We start from the raw sequence: 23,421 nt of genomic DNA, 5'->3' as shown, positions 1-23,421 counted from the left end.
GTCAGCCCCGGATCTTGAACCCGGCCAGGCTGCCCCGTGGCTGACGCTCGAGCACGGGCGCCAGCGCGTCGACGATCTCGTATGGCGCTGGGCGTGCCTCCGGGTCACGCTGGAGCGAGGCGTCGATCACCGCGCGCACCTCCTGCGGAACACCGGTCGGGAGGTCTCGAGGCGCCTGGGCCACCTGCGGGAACCGCTCGGCGAGCCCCGCCGCCCGAGGCTGTGGATCGTCGAAGGGGCGGTGACCGGCCACGGCCTCGAAGAGGGTCGCGCCCAGCCCCCAGACGTCGCTGGCGCTCGACGGCCGCGCCCCCTCACCGGGGTCGCACTGCTCGGGCGCCATGTAGGCGTCGGTCCCGATCAGGTGACGCAGGCGCCGGGCGTCCTCCTCGGGCCGGGCGACCGAGAGATCGATCAGCCGCGCTGGGGAGCCCATGATGATGTTGCTCGGCTTGATGTCCAGGTGCGTCCAGCCGATGTGCCGCAGGTAGTGCAGCGCGGCGGCCACGTCGATGGCCAGAGGGAGGTACTGCTGTTCCTGCAGCGGGCCGTAGCGGCGGATCAGCGAGGAGAGACGCGGTCCGTCGATGTGCTCGAGCACCAGGTGCGGTCGCGGCTCCGTCAGCTCGTGCCGGAGCCCACGGACCACGACGGGGTGGTTGATCGCGGCGAGGGCCGCGACCTCCCGGCGCAGACCGCGCCGGGAGGACTCGTCGTTCACCTGGTCGGGTCGGACCATCTTGACGACGACGGGCGAATAGGTGATGTCGTCGAAGGCCAGCATCGCCTCGTACGCCGCTCCGCCGCCGAGCTTGCGGACAGCCGTCAGGTCGCCGGTGATCGCGTCGCCCTCGACCAGCCGCCAGCTCTGCGCGACCTCGTCGTCGGTCTCGACCTTCACGGTGTCGGTCACGACGATCAGCGACGGGTGTCGTTGCGGCTGCGGTCGTTGGTCGAGTTGGCCGACCAGTCGCGCTTCTTCTTGTCGCCGGCACCGTCCCTGGTCCAGTCGCGAGTCTTGTCGCCGCGGCTGCGATCCCGGTCGCGGCTGACCGCGGTGGAGCGGCTGTTGGTGTTGTCACCTGTCTCCCGGCTCCACCGTGAGCGGGACGTGTCTGCGTCGTTGGTGTCGTCGTCGTCATCGTCGGCGACCAGGACCAGCTCGACGGCGTCGTCCTCACGCTTGAGCGCCGGGTCAGCGCTGACGGCCGGTGCCTGCATCCCGATCAGGCCGATCGCGGTGGCGCTGGCGATCCCGAGCAGGGCGGTGGGAATGAGCTTCTTCATCGTGTTCCTCTCATCGAGGAGCCCGAGGGGCTCCGGTGGATGAGGACCACTGTCGACGTACGCCGTGAGGCAGCCATGAGGCCACGATGAGAGGAGTCTCATCCGGCGCGGACACCACTGGTGCGTCGGGACGGTTTCGAACCGCCGACCGCTCGGGTGTAAACCGAGTGCTCTACCGCTGAGCTACCGACGCGCAGGGCAACACCCTAGTGAAATGAGTTGAACCGCTGGCGTCTCGGGTCACCAGCGGTTCAACAAGTAGAAGATTACGTGGCACTCCAAGAGTTGTCAGCGGATTGCAGAAAACTGGAAAAATTTTTCGTGGCGGCCCTCACACCAGCGACCGCAGCTGCTTGAGGTGCTCGTCCATGTCGCGTCCGTCCGGGCTGGCGTTGTGCACTGCCCAGGCCAGGTCGCCCTGCTTGTCGACGACGTAGGACGAACGTCGAGAGGTCCCTCGCGCATCGTCGAAGACGTCGTAGGCCGCGGAGACGGCGCCGTGCGGCCAGAAGTCTGACAACAGGGGGAAGTTGAGCCCTTCCGCGTCAGCGAATGCACGCAGCGAATAGACCGGGTCGCAGGAGATGGCAACCACTTCGCTGTCGAACGTCATGAACTCGTCGAGACGCTCGCGGACCCGGGACAACTCGCCCGCACAGACTCCGGTGAACGCGTTGGGATAGAAGAGGATCACCACGGCCTTGGCGCCGCGGAAGCTCGAGAGCCGCACGTCCTGGCCGAACTGGTCGCGCAGCTCGAAGTCAGGCGCACGGCCACCGAGGGTGAGCCCGGTCATTCCTCGGTTTCCCAGTGCGCCAGGTCCCGCTTCATCACCTTGCCGGTGGCGTTGCGCGGCAGCTCGGGGATCACCACGATCTCGCGCGGCACCTTGTAGCGGGCCAGGTTGGCCTTGATGTGGTCCTTGAGGTCGTCTTCGCTCACGTCGTCGGAGACGGCCACGAAGGCGCGCAACCGCTTGCCGTACTCGTCGTCGTCGATGCCGACAGCGGCAGCCTCGACCACCGCCGGGTGGCTGACGAGACAGTCCTCGATCTCCTTGGGGAAGACGTTCTCGCCGCCGGAGACGATCATCTCGTCGTCGCGCCCATCGACGAAGAGCCGACCGTTCTCGTCGAAGCGGCCGACGTCACCGCTCGACATCAGCCCGTCGACCATGGCCTTGGTGCCACCACCGGTGTAGCCCTCGAACAGGAGGCTGTTGCCCACGAAGATGCGCCCCGTCTGCCCGTCGGGGACCGGGTCGTCTGCATCGTCGACGATCCGCACGATCGTCGCGTGGGGTGGCTTGCCCGCCGTCGTCGGGGCAGCGCGCAGGTCCTCGGGCGTCGCGATCGTCGCCCAGGCGACCTCGGTGGAGCCATAGATGTTGTAGAGGTTGTCACCGAACTGGTCCATCCACCTCAGCGCCAGCTCGCCCGGGAGTGCCGATCCGGAGGACGCCACGACCTGCAGGCTCCGCATCGGGTGTGCCTCGAGGATCTCCTTGTCCAGGGACAGGATGCGCTGGAGCATGACCGGCACGACGACGATGGACTGGCAGCCGTGCTCCTCCACGACCTTCAGGACGTCCTCGGGGTCGAACTTGCGGCGCAGCACGATCGTCGAGCCGAGCAGCATCGCCAGCATGTAGTGGGCCAGGCCCCAGGTGTGGAAGAGCGGGGCCGCGATGTGGGTGCGCCAGCCGTACTTGAGCGGCATCCGCGACAGGAGCGAGACCGCCGCCGGGATACCGGCCTCCTTGCGGGGCGCGCCCTTGGGGGTGCCGGTCGTGCCGGACGTCAGGATCACGATGCGGCTGTGGCGCTCCGGCGGCTCGAGGTCCGAGTCGTCGTTGTCGCGGATCAGGGACTCGGCCGTGGTCACGGACGGCTGGTCGGAATCGGTCCACGACACGAGTCGCTGCGCCACGTCCGCACCGGCGAGAAGGTCGGTGAACTCCTCGTCGTGGATCACCACGGTCGGCTTCTCGCGGGCGATCACGTCGACGAGCTGCGGTCCGGCGAACGCGGTGTTGAGGAAGAGCTGGTCAGCGCCGAGCTTGGCCACCGCGATGGACGCATCGACGAAACCGCGGTGGTTGCGACACATGAGTGCCACGGAGTCGCCCTCCCCCACACCCATCGCCGCCAGGCCGCGGGCCAGAGCGTTGCTCCGACCGTGCATCTCACCGAAGGTGAGCTCTCCGAGCTCGTCGATCAGGCCGACCTGCTCGGGGTGACGCACGGCCAGTGTCGTGAACCCACCGGCCGGACCGGTGCCCCAGCGGACGAAGGCGCGGCCGATGCCCACCAGCTTGCCGGGGCCGTAGGCACGGATGACGCCCGCGTCACGCAGGACCTTCAGAGAGGTGCTCAGATTGCTCATCGGACTCCTGCTGTCGAGTTGGGTCGGGCGGTCAGGCGGGGGTCTTGGGAGTCACGAGCCGCGTGGCCTGCCAGTCCTTGCTGACTGCCGCGGTGGTCGTCTGCGAGAGCCCGGCGATCGGAGCCGCCTCGGCGATGTCGGCCGCGTCGACGCAGTTGGGCCGGCCCACCTTGGGGGTGAGCAGCCAGATCACGCCGCCGCCGACCAGGTCGGTGAGCGAGTCGACCAGTCCGTCGACCAGGTCGCCGTCGTCGGCGCGCCACCACAGGAGGACCGCATCGACGACGTTGCCATAGTCACTGTCGACCATGTCAGCGTCGATCGCGTCCTCGATCGCGACCCTGAGCTCGTCGTCGGTGTCGTTGTCCCAGCCGAGCTCCTGGATCACCATGCCGGGCTTGAAGCCCAGCCGCTCTGCGGCACCTACTGCCTGGGCGGCTCCGCCACCCATCGTCGAGCTCACGCCACGCCTCCATTCGTCGAGATGCTCCACGGCCGCGGAGTGGGGGTAGTCCACCGGAGTTGGCGCGGTGACGCAACCCTGTCCCGCGTGCTGGCCGCCAGATCCCCAACTCGTCAGTAAGTTTCACCGTGTGGCCGAGCGTGCCACGATGCCAAGGTGAGCGACGACGCCCCCGGTACGCAGACAGAATCCCAGACCACGCCAGCCACACCTGCGCGTGCAGTGATCCACGAGGGATTGCCCACCCAGCTCCCTGACATCGACCCGGACGAGACACGCGAGTGGCTCGAGAGCTTCGACGCGATGCTCGACGGCCGCGGCCGCGAGCGCGCCCGCTACGTCATGCTCCGGCTGCTCGAGCGGGCCCGCGAACGGCAGGTGGGCGTTCCCGCCCTGCGCAGCACCGACTACATCAACACCATCCCCCCTGAGCGGGAGCCCTGGTTCCCCGGCGACGAGGAGGTGGAGCGCCGCATCCGTGCCTTCATCCGCTGGAACGCCGCCGTGATGGTCTCCAGCGCCAACCGCAAGGGCCTGGAGGTCGGCGGGCACATCGCGACCTACCAGTCCTCTGCCAGCCTCTACGAGGTGGGCTTCAACCACTTCTTCCGCGGCAAGGACCACGAGGGCGGCGGAGACCAGCTCTACATCCAGGGCCACGGCTCGCCGGGCATCTACTCCCGCGCCTTCCTGGAGGGCCGCCTGACCGAGGAGCAGCTCTACCGCTTCCGGCAGGAGGTGCAGCACGGCGTTGGCGAGGGACTGCCGTCCTACCCCCACCCGCGCCTGATGCCGGACTTCTGGGAGTTCCCCACCGTGTCCATGGGACTGACGGCGATCAGCTCCATCTACCAGGCACGCTTCAACCGCTACATGCACAACCGCAAGATCAAGGACACCTCGCAGCAGCGGGTGTGGGCCTTCATGGGTGACGGCGAGATGGCCGAGCCGGAGTCGCTGGGCGCGATCCGGGTCGCTGCCCGGGAGGAGCTCGACAACCTGACCTGGGTCATCAACTGCAACCTCCAGCAGCTCGACGGCCCCGTGACCGGCAACGGCAAGATCATCCAGGAGCTCGAGGCCAACTTCCGGGGGCCGGCTGGAACGTGATCAAGGTGATCTGGGGCCGTGAATGGGACGCCCTGCTCGCCAGGGACGTCGACGGCGTCCTGGTCAACCGGATGAACACCACTCCGGACGGCCAGTTCCAGACCTACTCGACCGAGGACGGCGGGTTCGTCCGCGACGACTTCTTCGGCAGCGACCCCCGCCTGCGCGCGATGGTCGAGCACATGTCCGACTCCCAGATCGAGAAGCTCCCGCGCGGTGGCCACGACTATCGCAAGGTCTATGCCGCCTTCGACGCCGCCACCAAGCACGTGGGGCAGCCGACGGTGATCCTCGCCCACACCATCAAGGGCTGGACGATCGACGCACTCGAGGGCAAGAACGCCACCCACCAGATGAAGAAGCTCACCCCTGCGGACCTGAAGAAGTATCGCGACCGGCTCTACCTCCCGATCAGCGACCGGGAGCTGGAGGAGTCCTATGAGAAGACCGGTGGGGCACCGTTCTTCCACCCCGGGGCGGACTCCCCCGAGATCCAGTACATGATGGAGCGCCGCAAGCAGCTCGGCGGTTCAGTGCCGCGCCGGGTGCTGCGAGCCAAGCCCCTCGAGCTCCCCGGCGACGACGTCTACTCCGAGCTCAAGCAGGGCTCGGGCAAGAACAAGATCGCCACCACGATGGCGGTCGTGCGGCTGCTGCGCGACTGGATGAAGAACCCCGACATCGGGCAGCGCATCGTCCCCATCGCCCCCGACGAATACCGCACCTTCGGCATGGACTCGATGTTCCCGAGCGCCAAGGTCTACAACCCCGGCGGACAGCAGTACGACCCCGTCGACCGCAAGCTGCTCCTGTCCTACAAGGAGTCGGCGCAGGGGCAGATGCTCCACGAGGGCATCTCCGAGGCCGGAGCCGTCGCGTCCGCCACGGCCGCCGGGTCGGCCTACTCCACCCACGGCGAGCACATGATCCCGTTCTACATCTTCTACTCGATGTTCGGCTTCCAGCGCACGGGCGACTCAATCTGGGCGATGGCCGACCAGATGGCCCGGGGCTTCCTGATCGGTGCGACCGCCGGCCGGACGACCCTCACCGGTGAGGGCCTGCAGCACGCCGACGGGCACTCACCGCTGCTCGCGGCGACCAACCCGGCGGTCGTGCACTACGACCCGGCGTTCGCCTACGAGGTCGCTCACGTCATGCAGTCCGGGCTCTCTCGGATGTATGGCGCCGATGCCGAGAACGTCATCTTCTACATCACCGTCTACAACGAGCCGGTGAGCCAGCCCAAGGAGCCCGAGGACGTCGACGTCGAGGGCATCCTCAAGGGCATCCACCAGGTCAGCACCGCCGACGGCGACGGGCCCCGCGTCCAGCTGCTCGCGTCCGGTGTCGGCTATCCCTGGGTGGCCGACGCGGCGAGGATGCTGGCCGACGAGTGGGGCGTCCAGTCCGACACCTGGTCCGTGACGTCGTGGAACGAGCTCGCCCGCGACGCAGTGGCCGCCGAGGAGCACAATCTCCTCCACCCCGGTGGTGACAAGCGCACGCCGTACGTCGCCGAGAAGCTCGCCGACGCCCGCGGCCCCGTGGTCGCGGTCTCCGACTACATGCGTGCGGTTCCCCTCCAGATCGCGCGGTGGGTGCCCGGCGACTACCGCGTGCTGGGTGCCGACGGCTTCGGCTTCGCCGACACCCGCCCGGCCGCACGGCGCTTCTTCCACATCGATGCCCAGAGCGTGGTCGTGCAGGCCCTGCAGGCTCTGGCCGACGCCGGCGAGCTGCCGGTCGAGAAGGTCGTCGAGGCGTGCGAGAAGTACCGCATCGACGACCCGACGGCGGTCCGCGACGTCGAGCAGGAGGGCGGGGACGCCTAGGCGCTCAGGCGCCGGCGTCGACCACGCGCAGTGGGGCGACCGGCGCCTCGCCGGCCTGTGCCTCCAGCGGCATGATCCGGGCGCCGGTGGCCAGCAGCTCGCGCCACCGTTCACGGCTGTAGGTCGCCGGCTCGGTGGAACGGATGAACTGGTTGAGGATCTTGACGAACCGCTGCGGGTGGTCCTTGTGCGGGAAGTGCCCGGCGTTCGGGATCACCTGGACCTGCGCCGTCGGGGCGAGGACAGCCACGTTGCTGGCGTGGCGGACCGGGATCACCTGGTCGTTGCGACCCCACACGACGCAGATCGGCATCGCGTCGGTCAGGTAGGCGCGGTCCGCCATGGAGACGATCTGGCCCTGCCAGTCGATGACGGCGCGCACCACGTGCCGGATGGCGGCGCGGGCGTGCGGGTCCTTGAACGAGTCATAGATCGCAGCGACCTCGCGGAGGTCACGCAGCGAGCGCTGCCCCGTCGCGGCCAGGGCGCGCATCGCCGCCGTACCGACGTGCCGGACACCCGGCAGCGTCAGCACACCCATGAGCTGGTGGAAGCCCGGGGTGGTGATCGCTCGCAGGGCCGGGGAGACCTCGGGTCCGAGCCCACCGCTGGCGACGAGCACGATGCGGTCGGTGCGTTCGGGGAACTGGTAGGCGAACTGCATCGCCACACCACCGCCGAAGCTGTGCCCGACCACAGTGACGGTCTCGATGCCCAGGACCGTCAGGAGGTCCCGCATGCCGTTGGCATATCCCCCGACGCTGTAGTCGGCGCGCGGCTTGTCCGACCGCCCGTGGCCCAGCAGGTCGGGAACGATGACGGTGTAGCGCTTGGCCAGCAGCTCCACCACCGGCGCCCAGGTCGTGTGGTCACAACCCAGACCGTGCAGCAGGAGCAGCGCAGGACCGGTGCCGGCCCGCACGAAGGCGCGCTTGTGTCCGTGGATCTCGACGAACTCGAGCTCGGGCAGTGCAGTCACAGCAGCCTCCTGGCAGGACGGACCTTGCGGATTCAACCAGAAGGTTCCCCGCTGCGGCCTGCCCATCCCTCCCGGACGACGGTCGGCACCCATTCGTTATCTTCGCGACCCCATGGGGTCAGGGTCACCGGAAGCGCTACATTCGTCGGGTGTCCACAACAGGGGCGTCTCGCAGCCGTGCCGTCTCTGCGCTCCAGAGAGCCACCGGCGCGCTGAGCACAGCGGCGATGTCGCGAATGTCGAGCGACCTGGACTGGTTCGACGACCTCAGCGCCCGGGACCGTTCCTGGGTGGGCCTGATCGTGCAGGCGGGCGTGAAGGCCTTCGTCGACTGGTACGGCGCCGAGGTCAGTCTCGACCCCGCCGAGGTCGGCGATCCCCCACCCCTGGCGGCTGCCGTCTTCGGTGCCGCCCCGAGAGAGCTGACGGGGGTCATCAGCCTCAAACAGACGGTCGACCTGGTCCGGTTGAGCATCGCGGCCGTCGAGAGCAACATCGACGAGGTCCTCGACCCGGTCGATGCCGTGGACGTGCATCACGCGGTCCTGCGCTACGGCCGGGAGGTCGCCTTCGCCACGGCGGAGGTCTATGCCCGCGCCGCAGAAGTCCGCGGAGCCTGGGACGCCCGGCTGGAGGCGCTGGTCGTCGACGCGGTCCTGCGGTCGGAGGCGGACGAGACGGTGCTGTCCCGGGCGAGTGCGCTGGGATGGAGCGCACGCGGCGACGTGGCCGTGGTGCTGGGCGCAGCGCCCGCACAGCGCAGGGAGAACGACGTGTTCGACGAAGTACGCCGTGACGCACAGGCGGCTGGCCTGGACGCCCTGTGCGCCACCCAGGGCGAACGCATGGTGGTGGTCCTGGGGGGCGTCGACGATCCCGACCGTGCAGCCGCGGCCATCGTCGAGCACTTCGCTGAGGGGCCGGTCGTCGTCGGTCCGGTGACCGCCGACCTCGGACACGCGCACGCTTCGGCCCGAGCTGCCCTGTCGGCCCACCGCGCCGCGGCCGGCTGGCCCGAAGCCCCCCGCCCCGTGCGCAGCGACGAGCTTCTTGCCGAGCGCGCCCTCGCCGGCGACGGCCACGCCCGACGACACCTCGTGGAGGGCGTCTACCTCCCGCTGGTCAGTGGCCGCGACACCCTGATCGAGACGATCTCGGCCTACTTCCAGCACGGCTCCTCGGTGGAGGCAGCGGCGCGACACCTCTTCGTCCACGCCAACACCGTTCGCTATCGGCTGCGCCAGGCCGCAGACGTCACCGGGTTGGTCGCGACCGATCCTCGCGATGCCTTCACCCTCCAGATCGCCTTGGTGCTGGGGCGCCAGTCCGGCCGGACCTCTTTGTAGGAACCCGACAAAGAACTCCCCGCACTTTCGTTCGACTCCGAGCAGAATCCGGCTCCCCTGACCGGCAGGCTGGTCCGGTGCTCGTGATCACTGCCCCCGGCCAAGGTGCCCAGACCCCCGGATTCCTCCGCCCCTGGCTGGAGGACCCGGTCTTCGCCTCGCGATTCGACTGGCTCTCCACCGTGGCTGGCATCGACCTGGCCCACTACGGCACGGTCGCCGACGCCGACACCATCCGGCAGACCGAGATCGCGCAGCCCCTCATCGTCGCGACCGGTCTCATCGCCGCCCTCGACCTCTTCCCCACCCCAGCGACGCGTTCCAGCGAGTCGGCGCCGTCGCCGGCCACAGCGTCGGCGAGATCGGGGCCGCCGCCGGAGCCAGGGTGATCACGGCCGAGCAGGCCATGGTGCTGGTGCGCGAGCGGGGCAACGCCATGGCCGCCGCCGCTGCCCAGACCCCCACCGGGATGACCGCCGTCCTGGGCGGCGACCGCGAGGAGGTCCTCGCCTCGTTGGCCGAGCACGGCCTCACCCCCGCCAACGACAACGGGCCCGGTCAGATCGTGGCCGCCGGCACCACCGAGCAGCTGGCCGCCCTGGCCGCCTCACCGCCGGCCAAGGCCCGTCTGATGCCGCTCAGCGTCGCCGGCGCCTTCCACACCTCGCACATGCAGCCGGCCGTCGGACGCCTCGGCTCCCTGGCGCGCTCGGTCTCGACCCACGACCCGCGCACTGCCTTCATCTCCAACCGCGACGGGCAGGTCGTGCACGACGGCCGACAGGTGCTGACCCGGCTGGTGGGTCAGATCGCGGCGCCGGTGCGGTGGGACCTGTGCATGGAGACCATGCTCGACCTCGGCGTCACCGGCGTCCTGGAGATGCCACCCGCCGGCACGCTCACCGGCATCGCCAAGCGCGCGATGAAGGGCGTCGAGACCTTCGCGCTCAAGACACCCGACCAGCTCGACGACGCCCGCGCCTTCGTCACCAAGCACGGCGAGCGATCCCTCGTCGAGACGAGCCCGACGTGGCGCATGGTCGTCTCCCCCGGCAAGGGCACCTTCCACCGCTCCGAGGAATCAGCGGGTCTCGACGTCCTGGCGCCCGGCACCAGCATCGGCGAGGTCGCCAACACGCGCGACAGCACGACGGTGACGGCCCAGCACGGGGGCCAGGTCGTCGAGTGGCTCGTCGAGGACGGCGACCTCGTGTCCCCTGGGCAGCCGCTGATCCGCCTCCACCCCGAGGGCGTGTCCTGATGCCGACCAGCATCGCCTCGATCTCAGGTGCGCCGCACGCCCGGGTGCTGGGTGTCGGCGCCTACCGGCCGACCCGCCTCGTGCCCAACTCCGACGTCGTCGACGCGATCGACTCCAGCGACGAGTGGATCCAGCAGCGCTCGGGCATCAAGTCGCGCCGGTGGGCCGGCCCCGAGGAGTCCGTGCAGATGATGTCGGTCGCGGCGTCCCGCGTGGCGCTCGAGCGAGCCGGTCTCGACGGCAGCCAGATCGACTGCGTGGTCGTGGCGACCGTCAGCCACCTGCTCCAGACCCCGGCCGTCGCCACGGCGATCGCCCACGAGCTCGGCACCGACGCCGCGGCCTTCGACATCTCGGCCGCGTGCTCGGGGTTCTGCCACGGCATGGCCATGGCGGCCGACTTCGTCCGTGCCGGCAGCGCCCGCCACGTCCTGGTCATCGGGGTCGAGCGCCTCACCGACATCCTCGACCTCACCGACCGTGGCACCGCCTTCATCTTCGCCGACGGGGCGGGGGCCGCCGTCGTCGGACCCAGCGACACCCCCGGCATCGGCCCGGTCGTGTGGGGCTCCGACGGTGAGCAGTTCGACCTCATCCGGCAGCGCGAGGACTGGCGCGACGTCGTCGGCACCCCCGAGGCGCCCGGCAGCGGAGTCATGCCACACCTGACGATGCAGGGCAACTCGGTCTTCCGCTGGGCCTCCTTCGCGATGGCCAAGATCGGCACGCAGGCACTCGACAGGGCCGGCATCACCCTCGACGAGCTCGACGTCTTCGTTCCCCACCAGGCCAACATGCGCATCATCGACGCGATGGCCCGCTCGATGAAGCTGCCGCCGCACGTCCGCATCGCTCGCGACATCGCCGAGCAGGGCAATTCGTCTGCGGCCTCGGTCCCGCTCGCGCTGGACCGGATGATCGCCGACGGCGAGGCCAGGTCCGGCGACACCGCCCTCCTCATCGCCTTCGGCGCCGGGCTCTCGTATGCCGCCCAGGTCATCACCGTTCCCTGATGCCCCACTAGTTTCCACCCATCTCCACCACTCCCTACAGGAAGGCAGCCCCATGGCCACCACCGAAGAGATCCGCACCGACCTCGCCGAGATCGTCAACGAGGTCGCCGGCATCCCCGCCGACGACGTCCAGCTCGACAAGTCTTTCGTCGACGACCTCGACGTCGACTCGCTCTCCATGGTCGAGGTCGTCGTGGCCGCCGAGGAGAAGTTCGGCGTCACCATCCCCGACGACGAGGTCAAGAACCTCAAGACCGTCGGCGACGCGGTCGCGTTCATCGAGCGCGCACAGGGCTGATGGCCTCGACTCGCGTTGTCGTCACCGGGCTCGGAGCGACCTCCCCGGTGGGAGGTGACGTCGCCTCCACCTGGGCGGCGCTGCTCGCCGGTCAGTCCGGGATCCGTCACCTCGACGAGGAGTGGGTCGAGCAGCTTCCGGTCAAGATCGCCGGTCGCGTCGCGGTCGAGCCGTCCGAGGTCCTCGAGCGCGTCAAGGCGCGGCGACTCGACCGCGCCAGCCAGTTCGCCATGGTCGCCGCCGACGAAGCCTGGGCCGATTCCGGGTTGGAGGGTTCGGGCCTCGACCCCGAGCGGCTCGCGGTATCGCTCGCGTCGGGCATCGGCGGGGTCACGACCCTGCTGGCCAACTACGACGCGCTCCTCGAGAAGGGGCCGCGCCGTGTCTCGCCCCTCGCCGTACCCATGCTGATGCCCAACGCTCCGGCAGCCAACGTCAGCCTCAAGTACGGCGCCCGCGGGGCCGTGCACGCCCCGACCTCGGCCTGCGCCTCGGGAAACGAGGCGATCGCCATGGCGATCGACCTGATCCGGCTCGGTCGCGCCGACGCCGTCATCGCTGGCGGCGCCGAAGCAGCCATCCACCCGTTGCCGATGGCGGCCTTCGCCAACATGATGGCCCTGTCCAAGAACGAGGGTGACCCGACCACCGTGTCGCGCCCGTGGGACACGGCTCGTGACGGGTTCGTGCTGGGCGAGGGCGGCGCCGTGCTCGTCCTGGAGTCCGAGGAGCACGCCCTCGCCCGGGGAGCGCACATCTATGCGACGGTCCTCGGGGCGGGCATCAGCAACGACGCCCACGACATCGCCCAGCCGGACCCGGAGGGCCGTGGCGGCACCCGTGCCATCCAGATGGCGATGCGGGAGGGCGACGTCGACCCGGCCCGGGTGGTTCACGTCAACGCGCACGCCACCTCGACACCCAAGGGTGACATCGCAGAGGGCCTGATGCTCCACGCCGTGCTCGGCGAGCACGTCGAGCAGTGCGTGGTCACGAGCACCAAGTCCATGACCGGGCACCTGCTGGGTGGCGCCGGTGCCCTCGAGGCCGTGGCGACCGTGCTGGCGCTGCGGGACCGCACCAGCCCGCCGACGATCAACCTGGACGACAAGGATCCCGAGGTCGACCTCGACATCCCCACCTCCGCGCGCGAGCTGCCGGCGGGCGACATCGTCGCGCTCAACAACTCGTTCGGCTTCGGTGGCGCCAACGTGGCCGTGGCTTTCGCCAGCGTGTGACCCGAGCAAGGACGGAGCCTGACATCTTGACCACCACCGCTGAGCCCACCAACCCGGCCAAGCCCGCGAAGCTGCCGCGGGAGCAGGACCCGCGTCACCCGGTCCACCGGCTGAGCGCGCTCCTGGACGACGGCACCCTCGAGCTGCTCACCGCTGACGACGACTCGGGCATGCTCGCGGCCACCGGCCGCGTCCAGGGCACCAGCGTGGTCGCCTTCTGCAGCGACGCGACCGTCATGGGTGGCGCCATGGGTGACGTCGGATGTCGCGTGGTCGTCGAGGCCTACCACCGCGCCATCACCGACGGCGTGCCGATCATCGGCCTGTGGCACTCCGGCGGTGCCCGCCTGGCCGAAGGGGTCCTGTCCCTCCACGCAGTCGGCCGGATCTTCCAGGTGATGACCCAGGCCTCTGGCGTCATCCCCCAGATCTCGGTGGTCCTCGGGCCTGCGGCAGGTGGTGCTGCCTACGGCCCCGCCCTGACCGACATCGTGATCCTGGGCCCCGAGGGACGCATCTTCGTCACGGGTCCGGACGTCGTCCGCTCCGTCACCGGGGAGGACGTCGACATGCTCCGTCTCGGCGGACCCGAACCGCACGGCCGGCGATCGGGTGTGGTCCACATCCTCACCGAGTCCGAGGCCGAGGCGCTCGACCGGGCCAGGGGCGTCGCCCACCTGATGGGCTCCCAGGGCGGCCTCGACGCCGAAGCCGTCGTCGACCGCGACCTTGCCTCGTTGCTGCCCGAGTCGCGCAAGCGGGCCTACGACGTCCATCCCCTCGTCGAGGCGATGCTGGACGACGACACGACGCAGGAGATCCACGCGCGCTGGGCCCCCAACATCGTCACGGCCCTGGGTCGTTTCGGTGGCCGCACGGTCGGCGTCGTCGCCAACAACCCACTGCGGCTGGGCGGCTGCCTCGACTCGCTCTCGGCCGAGAAGGCGTCGCGCTTCGTCCGGATGTGCGACGCGTTCGCGATCCCGCTGATCGTGATCGTCGACGTGCCCGGCTATCTGCCCGGAGTGGGTCAGGAGTGGGACGGCGTCGTCCGTCGTGGCGCGAAGCTCCTGCACGCCTTCGGCGAGTGCGTGGTCCCGCGGGTCACGCTGGTGACGCGCAAGACGTACGGCGGCGCCTACATCGCCATGAACGCCAGATCACTCGGCGCCACTCGCGTCCTCGCCTGGCCGGGCGCCGAGGTGGCCGTCATGGGTGCCGTGGCCGCGATCCGCGTGCTGCACCGGCGCAAGCTGGCCGAGGTCTCGCCCGAGATCCGGCCACAGGTCGAGGCCGAGCTCGCCGCCGAGCACGAGCGCATCGCCGGCGGGGTGGAACGAGCCGTCGAGATCGGCGTCGTGGACGAGGTGGTCGAGCCCGACCACACCCGCAGCGCCATCGCGACCGCGATCCTCGCCGAGATCGCCACCTCGGGCGTGCGTCGGGGCAGGCACGGCAACATCCCCCTGTGAGGGGTGTAACTCTCCGCCGCGTGTCGCGTTGAACCTTGTGTCCCACGCCACACGGAGAGAAACCATGTCCCGCTTGCTGACCGCCCTGCTGATCGCGACCCTCGCCGTCATCGCGCAACCGTCGCCTGCGAAGTCCGATCCGGACCTGCTACCCGACCTGGGACTCACCTCGACATCAACCAGCGGCGAGGAGTCCCCGCAGGAGGCGTCCGGCCGGACGTACGCCTCGGACCGCGTGCTGCGCAGGGGCTGTCGCACCTACCGCTTCAGCTACGAGGTCGACGTGCCCAGCCGCGACTGGGAGCTCACGACCTGGATCGTGGATCGTCGCGGCAAGGGCGTGGCGTCCCACTTCTTCGGTCCGGGCCTTCCCAAGGCTGACACTGCGTCGTTCAAGCTCTGCCGTGCGGCCACGGTCCCCGGCAAGTTCCGGATCCGCGCCCGGCTGTTCTGGTACGACGAGCCCACGACGCCGATCAAGGTCGACGTCCCGGTGACCCGCTTCCGGCTCGCCCGTCCCTGAGCCCTGAGCCCTGCGTTCAGACGACCTGGTGCAGCCAGCGCACCGGAGCACCCTCGCCTGCGTGGCGGAACGTCTCCAGCTCGTCGTCCCACGGCTTGCCGAGGAGCTTGTCGATCTCGTTGAGCAGCGTTGTCTCACCCAGTGCGGCCTTCACCACGGCCGCCTTGAGCCGGTCCTCGGGGATCATGATGTCGCCGTGGATGCCGGTCACGGCGTGAAAGACGCCCAGCTCGGGGGTGTAGGAGAAACGGGTGCCCTCGCTGGCACTGCTGGGCTCCTCGGTGATCTCGAACCGCAGCTGGTTCCAGCCGCGCAGGGCGGACGCCACTGCCGCGGCGGAGCCGACCGACCCCGCCCAGGACAGCTCGGCGCGATAGGTGCCGGGCTGGGCTGGCTGCGGGATCCAGTCGAGGCTCACGGCGACACCCAGCACTCCGCCGACTGCCCACTCGATGTGGGGACCCAGCGCAGAGGGGGCTGAGTGCACGTAAAGAATCCCGCGGGTCCCGACAGGGTCGGGGCGGGAGTGAGTGCGTGTGGTCACCGTGACCTCCTTGATATCCGACGCTGAGATGCGCCTTCCCCAGCGGTCTGGGCGACGGTGGCAAGGAGTTCGAAGTGACACGGATGTAATTGGTGCCCCCATTGTGACCCATGATGCGGGCGAATGCCAGTGGGACGGGCTAGGAACCCGCCACCGTGTCCCGGCGGACCCCCAGGCCGGTCAGGGTGGAGATCACCTCACTGGCGATTCCGAGGCCACCGAGATGGCTCTCGCCGTGGATGACGGTCATCGTCGCGTCCGGCAGACGGTCCACGCAGTGCTGCCCGTGGGCGAACGGAACGATGTGGTCGGCATCCCCGTGCCACCAGCTCACCGGCACGCGCACGTCGGAGAGCGCGAAGCCCCAGTCGCGGGCGAAGAGGACCAGGTCTGACAGCGGCGCGCTCATCTGGCGCCGCGCCCCGTTGTTGAGATCGTCGAGGAACATCGCCTTGAACTCGGGGCGGCCCAGCAGGGTCTTGTCCCCGGCCGGCTGCACCGCGGCATACAGGCCAAGGGCTGTGCCTCCGAACGGGCGGAGGATCCAGAACATCTGCGCCAGGAGGAACCCCGCCGGCACCCGGGCCACGCTGAGGACGGGCGCGCAGCTCACCGCGAGCCGGATGATCCCTCCCTCGGCGGCCTCAGGTCCCCGGGTGGGGGCCACCCCACCGAGGACTCCCAGGCCATGGATCCGCTCGGGCATCGCAGCACCCGCCGCAAGCACGTAGGGACCGCCACCTGACAGCCCGATCATCCCGAACGTGCCCACCCCCAGCACGTCGAGCAGCAGGGTCAGGTCCTCGGTCCACTCCAGGACGTCTGCATACAGGTATGGCGTCGACGTCCCGACACCCGGACGGTCGATGCCGATGATGCGTACGCCGTGCTCGGCTGCGAACACGCGCGCTTCCAGGGGGATCTGCCGACGCCCGCCGGGGGTCCCGTGCATCCACACGATCGGCTGACCGTCACGAGGGCCGTATTCGGCGAAGCTCAGGCGGCGACCGTCGCGGACGGCGACGGAGCCCTCCAGATAAGGCCTGTCAACAGAAACCATGACAGGCATCCTGACACGCTGGCCGGATCAGGCCATTCGCTTCTCGAGAAGTTCGGCACGGTCGGCCGCGTCGGTGAGCTGATCGCTGTCGATCGCGTTGGTCCGGTGGAACCAGGCCAGGGCATCGCTCTCGCGGCCAGCTGCCTCCAGCGTGTCGGCATAGGCGTAGCGCAGCCGCACGACCCACGAGGATCGGCTCTTCGAGGCCAGCGGCGCCAGCTCCAGCGTCCGCAGGGCCGCGTCGAGCTGACCCATGTCGCGGCGAGCGCCGGCCTCCACCAGCGTCATCTCAGCCTTCGCCTCGGGGGCGAAGTTGGCGACCGAGGGGCTCTTGGCCAGCTTCAGGGACTGCTCGGGGTGCCCCAGCGCCCGATGGCAGTCGGCCATCATCGGCAGGTAGGCGGTGGCCCCGTTCATCCTCTTGGCCGCACGCAGCTCGGACAATGCTTCGGCATAGTGTCCGGCCGCGTAGGCGGCCTCTCCCACTGCTTCGCGGACGATGGCGATGCGCGAGGCGCGGGCACGTGCGGCCAGCGTGTGTCGGTAGGCTGTCTCGGGATCCTCGTCGATGAGCATCCCGGCTGCCGCCAGATGTCTGGCGACCCGTGCTGCCAGCTTCTCGGGCATGCCCTTGAGCTGGTTGATCACCGCACGGTCCAGCTCCTGACCCGTCACTTCCTCCGGGAGCGGCGGACCGTCGTACTCCGCCTGGTCGGTGGTCCGGGGCACCTGCTCCTCGCGCGGCCGCTTCCAGTCCTCGCGCTGCCTGCGATCGGGACCTGAGCGGCCCCCGTCGCGCCGGGGGCCTCCACGCGAATCCGGCTTCCCGCCACGGGCGTCCGGCTTGCCGCCACGGGACTCAGGCTTCCCGCCACGGGACTCAGGCTTGGCCCCACGGCGCGCGGAAGGCCCACCTCGGGAGTCGGGTCTTGCTCCATCTCGAGCTGGGCGCTGGCTGCGACGGTCCTCGGCCACGACGGACACTCTCCAAGTTCTGCTCAACGTGCTTGATGTGTGCTGCTGGTCCCACGCTACTGGCCCGAGCCCCCAACGCAGCAGAGGCCACCTGTCACCAGGTGGCCTCTGCGCAATTGTTGTCCGGCGGCGTCCTACTCTCCCACAGCCTCTCGGCTGCAGTACCATCGGCGCTGAAAGGCTTAACTTCCGGGTTCGGTATGGGACCGGGTGTTTCCCTTTCGCTATGGCCGCCGTAACTCTGGCGGAACACACGCACCCACCAGTGTGGGGGTGTTCCAAGCATGGTTGAAACTCAATTGTTCAGTTGTGTTCACACGAACCAGCCACTCCCCAGGCGGGGTGTGTTGGTTGGGAACTGCATGTGGACGCGAGGGTTGGTGCAAACGTTGATGCGCGGGTCTCGTACGGGTTCGATCATGGTAATTGGTTTTGTACGGTGTTGGGACAAGCCCTCGGCCTATTAGTACCGGTCGGCTGGGCATTGCTGCTGTACACCTCCGGCCTATCAACCCCATGTTCTGTGGGGGGCCTTACCCAGTTACCTGGTGGGAAACCTCATCTTGAAACGTGCTTCCCGCTTAGATGCATTCAGCGGTTATCACTTCCGAACGTAGCCAACCAGCCGTGCCCCTGGCGGGACAACTGGCACACCAGAGGTTCGTCCATCCCGGTCCTCTCGTACTAGGGACAGCCTTTCTCAAGTTTCCTGCGCGCGCGGCGGATAGGGACCGAACTGTCTCACGACGTTCTAAACCCAGCTCGCGTGCCGCTTTAATGGGCGAACAGCCCAACCCTTGGGACCTACTCCAGCCCCAGGATGCGACGAGCCGACATCGAGGTGCCAAACCATCCCGTCGATATGGACTCTTGGGGAAGATCAGCCTGTTATCCCCGGGGTACCTTTTATCCGTTGAGCGACCACGCTTCCACATGCCGTGGCCGGATCACTAGTTCCGACTTTCGTCCCTGCTCGACATGTCTGTCTCACAGTCAAGCTCCCTTGTGCACTTACACTCAAAACCTGATTGCCAACCAGGCTGAGGGAACCTTTGAGCGCCTCCGTTACATTTTAGGAGGCAACCGCCCCAGTTAAACTACCCATCAGGCACTGTCCCTGATCCGGATTACGGACCTAGGTTAGACATCTAATACTACTAGAGTGGTATTTCAACGATGACTCCACAACCACTGGCGTGGCCGCTTCACAGTCTCCCACCTATCCTACACAAGCAGTACCAAACACCAATACCAAACTATAGTAAAGGTCCCGGGGTCTTTCCGTCCTGCCGCGCGTAACGAGCATCTTTACTCGTAGTGCAATTTCGCCGAGTCCATGGTTGAGACAGCGCCCAAGTCGTTACTCCATTCGTGCAGGTCGGAACTTACCCGACAAGGAATTTCGCTACCTTAGGATGGTTATAGTTACCACCGCCGTTTACTGGGGCTTAAATTCTGAGCTTCGCACTTACGTGCTAACCCGTCCTCTTAACCTTCCAGCACCGGGCAGGAGTCAGTCCGTATACATCGTCTTACAACTTCGCACGGACCTGTGTTTTTAGTAAACAGTCGCTTGGGCCTGGTCTCTGCGGCCCTTCACGCTTCCCCCAGCAAGTGGGTTCACGCTCCGGGCCCCCCTTCTCCCGAAGTTACGGGGGCATTTTGCCGAGTTCCTTAACCATGGTTCTCTCGATCGCCTTAGTATTCTCTACCTGATCACCTGAGTCGGTTTGGGGTACGGGCGGCGCATAGCTCGCTAGAGGTTTTTCTCGACAGCATAGGATCACCCACTTCGCCTAACGGCTCCGCATCACGTCTCAGACATGTACCTGGCGGATTTGCCTACCAGGAGTCCTACACGCTTGCCCACAGACAACCATCGCTGTGGTTGGGCTACCTTCCTGTGTCACCCCATCGCTTGACTACTACCAGATCGGGTCCCACGCTCCGCTCGAACGCCTCGCCCCGAAGGGTCCGGTCACTCGAGTTTCGGGTGGTTAGCATCACCAGCCTCGTCATGGGCGCTACTTTGCCGGTACGGGAATATCAACCCGTTGTCCATCGACTACGCCTGTCGGCCTCGCCTTAGGTCCCGACTTACCCAGGGCAGATTAGCTTGACCCTGGAACCCTTGATCATTCGGCGGACATGTTTCTCACATGTCATTCGCTACTCATGCCTGCATTCTCACTCGTGTGGCCTCCACACCTGGATCACTCCGGCGCTTCACTGCCCACACGACGCTCCCCTACCCATCCAGCGCACTGAACACAGATCAAGTCCATGCTGGTGTATTCGCTGAATGCCATAGCTTCGGCGGATGACTTGAGCCCCGCTACATTGTCGGCGCGGAATCACTTGACCAGTGAGCTATTACGCACTCTTTCAAGGGTGGCTGCTTCCAAGCCAACCTCCTGGTTGTCACTGCGACTCCACATCCTTTTCCACTTAGTCACCGCTTAGGGGCCTTAGCTGATGGTCTGGGCTGTTTCCCTCTCGACTACGGAGCTTATCCCCCGCAGTCTCACTGCTGCGCTCTCACTTACCGGCATTCGGAGTTTGGCTAACGTCAGTAACCTGGTCGGGCCCATTAGCTATCCAGTGCTCTACCTCCGGCAAGAAACACACAACGCTGCACCTAAATGCATTTCGGGGAGAACCAGCTATCACGAAGTTTGATTGGCCTTTCACCCCTATCCACAGGTCATCCCCTCAGTTTTCAACCTAAGTGGGTTCGGTCCTCCACGTCGTCTTACCGACGCTTCAACCTGCCCATGGATAGATCACTTCGCTTCGGGTCTTGAGCGCGCTACTGAATCGCCCTATTCGGACTCGCTTTCGCTACGGCTTCCCCACACGGGTTAACCTCGCAACACACCGCAAACTCGCAGGCTCATTCTTCAAAAGGCACGCCGTCACAAGCCACAAGGACTCGCTCCGACGGATTGTAGGCACACGGTTTCAGGTACTATTTCACTCCCCGCCAGGGGTACTTTTCACCTTTCCCTCACGGTACTTGTCCGCTATCGGTCATCAAGGAGTATTTAGGCTTAACGGGTGGTCCCGCCAGATTCACACGGAATTTCAGGGGTTCCGTGTTACTTGGGGTACTGCTCCAGAGCCAGCACGATACGTCTACAGGGCTATCACCCGCTACGGCGCCACTTTCCAATGGGCTTCGACTTCGGTACTGGTTTCTTACTCTGCTCCACGCCGGCAGACATGGAAGAACAACCCCACAACCCCACACCTGCAACCCCTGCCGGGTATCACACAGATATGGTTTGGCCTCTTCCGATTTCGCTCGCCACTACTCTCGGAATCACTTTTGTTTTCTCTTCCTGTCGGTACTGAGATGTTTCACTTCCCGACGTTCCCTCCACACACCCTATGTGTTCAGATGTGGGTAACTGGACATGACTCCAGCTGGGTTTCCCCATTCGGACACCCCCGGATCACAGCTCGGTTGCCAACTCCCCAGGGCTTATCGCAGGCTCCTACGTCCTTCATCGGCTCTTGATGCCAAGGCATCCACCATGTGCCCTTCATAGCTTGTCTCAACAACGTCAAAACAAATCACTACAAAAGAACCCACACACACACCCCAATCAAAGGTGCACATGCGTACAACACTCGACTACACAAAAACAATTGCATTACATACCAACCAACACACAACCCTCAACCCCCACAAACGCAGGAACCAGGGCAGGCATCGATCGGATGCTCGCGTCCACTATGCAGATCTCAAACAACAACCCCACCAACCCCCACCACCCACCAACCGGCGAACAGCAGACAAAGGAGAGCTTCATGGCAGAAGACAACCAAACCAACCGGTCTGATGCTTCAGGACCCAACAGTGTGCCAACCCTCCCCCACCAACACCAACCAACGTTCCACACCCACAGACCCACACGGGGCCCCCAGGTAGTACTAGCCAGCCGACACCAACAGGAGTCAAGCATCATCGACGATTCCACTAGTGAACACCACCATGCGCCCACCCACGAACGGGGTGAGTCGGGGCGTGTGCTCCTTAGAAAGGAGGTGATCCAGCCGCACCTTCCGGTACGGCTACCTTGTTACGACTTCGTCCCAATCGCCAGCCCCACCTTCGACGGCTCCCTCCACAAGGGTTGGGCCACCGGCTTCGGGTGTTGCCGACTTTCGTGACGTGACGGGCGGTGTGTACAAGGCCCGGGAACGTATTCACCGCAGCGTTGCTGATCTGCGATTACTAGCGACTCCGACTTCATGGGGTCGAGTTGCAGACCCCAATCCGAACTGAGACCGGCTTTTTGGGATTCGCTCCCCCTTACGGGATCGCAGCCCTTTGTACCGGCCATTGTAGCATGCGTGAAGCCCTGGACATAAGGGGCATGATGACTTGACGTCATCCCCACCTTCCTCCGAGTTGACCCCGGCAGTCTCCTATGAGTCCCCACCATTACGTGCTGGCAACATAGAACGAGGGTTGCGCTCGTTGCGGGACTTAACCCAACATCTCACGACACGAGCTGACGACAGCCATGCACCACCTGTACACCGACAAAAGGGGCCTGATCTCTCAGGCTTTCCGGTGTATGTCAAACCCAGGTAAGGTTCTTCGCGTTGCATCGAATTAATCCGCATGCTCCGCCGCTTGTGCGGGCCCCCGTCAATTCCTTTGAGTTTTAGCCTTGCGGCCGTACTCCCCAGGCGGGGCGCTTAATGCGTTAGCTGCGGCACGGAACCCATGGAATAGGCCCCACACCTAGCGCCCAACGTTTACGGTGTGGACTACCAGGGTATCTAATCCTGTTCGCTCCCCACACTTTCGCTCCTCAGCGTCAGGTAATGCCCAGAGAACCGCCTTCGCCACCGGTGTTCCTCCTGATATCTGCGCATTTCACCGCTACACCAGGAATTCCGTTCTCCCCTGCATACCTCTAGTCTGCCCGTATCGAAAGCAAGCACGCAGTTAAGCTGCGTGTTTTCACTCCCGACGCGACAAACCGCCTACGAGCCCTTTACGCCCAATAATTCCGGACAACGCTCGCACCCTACGTATTACCGCGGCTGCTGGCACGTAGTTGGCCGGTGCTTCTTCTGCACATACCGTCACTTTCGCTTCGTCTGTGCTGAAAGAGGTTTACAACCCGAAGGCCGTCATCCCTCACGCGGCGTTGCTGGATCAGGCTTCCGCCCATTGTCCAATATTCCCCACTGCTGCCTCCCGTAGGAGTCTGGGCCGTGTCTCAGTCCCAGTGTGGCCGGTCACCCTCTCAGGCCGGCTACCCGTCGAAGCCATGGTAGGCCATTACCCCACCATCAAGCTGATAGGCCGCGAGCACATCCCCCACCGAAAAACTTTCCACCACAACCCATGCGGGCCGAGGTCATATCCGGTATTAATCACCGTTTCCGGTGGCTATCCCAAAGTGGAGGGCAGATTACTCACGTGTTACTCACCCGTTCGCCGCTCGAGTACCACCGAAGTGGCCTTTCCGCTCGACTTGCATGTGTTAAGCACGCCGCCAGCGTTCGTCCTGAGCCAGGATCAAACTCTCCATCGAAAAACAACACCCCACACCCACCAAAGCAGACATGAGGAAAAAGAGAGCCACATCCCCTGACAAAAAACAAAACA

At 66.4% G+C, this 23,421-nt stretch carries 15 protein-coding genes, 1 tRNA gene, 3 rRNA genes and 2 pseudogenes; 8 read left to right on the top strand and 13 right to left on the bottom strand.

Translation table 11 applies throughout. The annotated features are described in order from the left end of the window. Nucleotide 1 precedes the first annotated feature (1 nt). The 6 genes from G7071_RS12080 to G7071_RS12055 all read right to left on the bottom strand — a co-directional run bounded on the left by G7071_RS12080 (nt 2) and on the right by G7071_RS12055 (nt 4,135). Nucleotides 2-913: a serine/threonine-protein kinase gene (locus G7071_RS12080; protein ID WP_246209980.1), complete on the bottom strand. Its 912-nt coding sequence runs from the start codon at nt 911-913 to the stop codon at nt 2-4. Between the two features lie 5 nt (nt 914-918). Beyond that, nucleotides 919-1,287, bottom strand: coding sequence for a hypothetical protein (locus G7071_RS12075; RefSeq protein ID WP_166319074.1), 369 nt, complete (start codon nt 1,285-1,287; stop codon nt 919-921). 118 nt (nt 1,288-1,405) lie between these two features. Continuing rightward, nucleotides 1,406-1,480 (bottom strand) — tRNA-Val (locus G7071_RS12070). A 138-nt stretch (nt 1,481-1,618) separates the two neighbouring features. Then, complete coding sequence (locus G7071_RS12065) at nt 1,619-2,083, bottom strand: peroxiredoxin (RefSeq protein WP_166319071.1); 465 nt, start codon at nt 2,081-2,083, stop codon at nt 1,619-1,621. Beyond that, nucleotides 2,080-3,672, bottom strand: a complete 1,593-nt coding sequence (locus tag G7071_RS12060; protein ID WP_166319068.1) for an AMP-binding protein — start codon at nt 3,670-3,672, stop codon at nt 2,080-2,082. Before G7071_RS12060 ends, G7071_RS12065 begins: the two co-directional genes overlap by 4 nt. Before the next feature lie 31 nt (nt 3,673-3,703). Next, on the bottom strand, nt 3,704-4,135 hold the full coding sequence (locus tag G7071_RS12055; RefSeq protein ID WP_246209979.1) for a DUF3052 domain-containing protein: 432 nt from the start codon (nt 4,133-4,135) through the stop codon (nt 3,704-3,706). A 222-nt stretch (nt 4,136-4,357) separates the two neighbouring features. Here G7071_RS12055 and aceE point away from each other — a divergent pair. After that, nucleotides 4,358-7,080 (top strand): annotated as a pseudogene (gene aceE / locus G7071_RS12050) (pyruvate dehydrogenase (acetyl-transferring), homodimeric type). Between the two features lie 4 nt (nt 7,081-7,084). On the opposite strand, the gene G7071_RS12045 reads toward aceE, so the two are convergent. Next, nucleotides 7,085-8,059 (bottom strand): alpha/beta fold hydrolase, encoded by a 975-nt coding sequence (locus tag G7071_RS12045; RefSeq protein ID WP_246209978.1) that lies wholly within the window; start codon nt 8,057-8,059, stop codon nt 7,085-7,087. A gap of 227 nt (nt 8,060-8,286) precedes the next feature. Here G7071_RS12045 and G7071_RS12040 point away from each other — a divergent pair, with 227 nt between their 5' ends. From G7071_RS12040 to G7071_RS12010, 7 genes and pseudogenes are all read left to right on the top strand, one after another. After that, entirely contained in the window at nt 8,287-9,405 is a 1,119-nt protein-coding gene (locus G7071_RS12040) for a PucR family transcriptional regulator (protein ID WP_166319065.1), read from the top strand. A gap of 77 nt (nt 9,406-9,482) precedes the next feature. Next, nucleotides 9,483-10,666, top strand: a pseudogene (locus tag G7071_RS12035) (acyltransferase domain-containing protein). Then, nucleotides 10,666-11,679 (top strand): beta-ketoacyl-ACP synthase III, encoded by a 1,014-nt coding sequence (locus tag G7071_RS12030; protein ID WP_166319062.1) that lies wholly within the window; start codon nt 10,666-10,668, stop codon nt 11,677-11,679. The pseudogene G7071_RS12035 and the gene G7071_RS12030 overlap by 1 nt, the downstream one beginning before the upstream one ends. A 52-nt stretch (nt 11,680-11,731) precedes the next feature. Then, nucleotides 11,732-11,977, top strand: a complete 246-nt coding sequence (locus tag G7071_RS12025; RefSeq protein WP_166319059.1) for an acyl carrier protein — start codon at nt 11,732-11,734, stop codon at nt 11,975-11,977. Beyond that, a complete protein-coding gene (gene fabF / locus G7071_RS12020) occupies nt 11,977-13,215 on the top strand; it encodes a beta-ketoacyl-ACP synthase II (RefSeq protein WP_166319056.1) in 1,239 nt (412 codons plus the stop codon). Before G7071_RS12025 ends, fabF begins: the two co-directional genes overlap by 1 nt. 26 nt (nt 13,216-13,241) lie before the next feature. Beyond that, the gene (locus G7071_RS12015) at nt 13,242-14,687 is read left to right on the top strand and encodes an acyl-CoA carboxylase subunit beta (RefSeq protein ID WP_166319053.1); all 1,446 of its coding nucleotides are present in this window, start codon (nt 13,242-13,244) and stop codon (nt 14,685-14,687) included. A 64-nt stretch (nt 14,688-14,751) separates the two neighbouring features. Further along, entirely contained in the window at nt 14,752-15,210 is a 459-nt protein-coding gene (locus G7071_RS12010) for a hypothetical protein (RefSeq protein WP_166319050.1), read from the top strand. A gap of 16 nt (nt 15,211-15,226) precedes the next feature. Here the strand turns inward: G7071_RS12010 and G7071_RS12005 are convergent, their stop codons facing one another. The 6 genes from G7071_RS12005 to G7071_RS11980 form a co-directional block, all read right to left on the bottom strand. Continuing rightward, nucleotides 15,227-15,706: a DUF3145 domain-containing protein gene (locus G7071_RS12005; RefSeq protein WP_246210640.1), complete on the bottom strand. Its 480-nt coding sequence runs from the start codon at nt 15,704-15,706 to the stop codon at nt 15,227-15,229. Between the two features lie 187 nt (nt 15,707-15,893). Further along, nucleotides 15,894-16,814, bottom strand: a complete 921-nt coding sequence (locus tag G7071_RS12000; protein ID WP_166319044.1) for an alpha/beta fold hydrolase — start codon at nt 16,812-16,814, stop codon at nt 15,894-15,896. 27 nt (nt 16,815-16,841) lie between these two features. Further along, complete coding sequence (locus G7071_RS11995; protein WP_246209975.1) at nt 16,842-17,543, bottom strand: tetratricopeptide repeat protein; 702 nt, start codon at nt 17,541-17,543, stop codon at nt 16,842-16,844. A 367-nt stretch (nt 17,544-17,910) separates the two neighbouring features. Then, nucleotides 17,911-18,027: ribosomal RNA gene (gene rrf / locus G7071_RS11990) — 5S ribosomal RNA — on the bottom strand. Nucleotides 18,028-18,232: 205 nt separating this feature from the next. Continuing rightward, nucleotides 18,233-21,347: ribosomal RNA gene (locus G7071_RS11985) — 23S ribosomal RNA — on the bottom strand. Between the two features lie 485 nt (nt 21,348-21,832). Beyond that, nucleotides 21,833-23,347: ribosomal RNA gene (locus G7071_RS11980) — 16S ribosomal RNA — on the bottom strand. Together the 16S, 23S and 5S rRNA genes form the textbook arrangement of a ribosomal RNA operon. Between the last annotated feature and the right edge of the window lie 74 nt (nt 23,348-23,421).

The organism is Nocardioides piscis (assembly GCF_011300215.1).
Classification (GTDB): domain Bacteria; phylum Actinomycetota; class Actinomycetes; order Propionibacteriales; family Nocardioidaceae; genus Nocardioides; species Nocardioides piscis.
This window is presented reverse-complemented; position numbering and strand designations above follow the sequence as displayed.